This window comes from Kocuria oxytropis, assembly GCF_040981195.1.
GTDB classification, from domain to species: Bacteria; Actinomycetota; Actinomycetes; order Actinomycetales; family Micrococcaceae; genus Kocuria; species Kocuria oxytropis.
Map to the genome: position 1 here is coordinate 1 of NZ_JAVFXA010000107.1, position 534 is coordinate 534.

Sequence of the window (534 nt, forward strand, 5' to 3'; positions counted from 1 at the left end):
GCAGAACTGGGGGTAGCGGGTGGCCAGCTCGCGCACGGGGCAGTGGCCCTGGCACAGCTGCGCGGAGACGATGGTGCGCCGCTCGCCCCGGCCCACGGCCACCTCGTTGGTGGAGGCGGCGAAGCCGTCCCGGCCGAGCAGGCGCACGAGCACGGGCAGGCGGTCGGCGACGTCCTCGCCCGCGGCCTCGACCTCGGGGCGGTAGGAGGCCTCGAGCCGGTCCACGCGCTCCTGGACGAACGCGCGCACGGCCTCGGGCCCGGCCACGCGCCGGATGGCCTCCAGGGCGTCGGTCGCGATCTCCAGGTAGTCGTCGCCGAGCTTGGCGTGGCCCTCGGGGGCGACGACGTAGCGCCGCGCCGGGCGGCCGGCGCCGCCGCTGCGCCGGCGGACCATCGTGACCTCGATGTAGTGCTGCTGCTCGAGGGCGTCGAGGTGGCGGCGCACGGCGGCGGGGGTCAGCCGGAGCATCTCGCCGAGGTCGGCGGCCGAGACCGGCCCGTGCTCGAGCACCGCCCCGAGGACGCGGGAGCG

At 77.5% G+C, this 534-nt stretch carries 1 protein-coding gene; it reads right to left on the reverse strand.

The genetic code is table 11. The features are described 5' to 3' along the window. Positions 1-534 (reverse strand): helix-turn-helix transcriptional regulator (locus tag QYM41_RS17815; protein ID WP_368801100.1); only part of this gene is annotated, 534 nt, incomplete at both ends.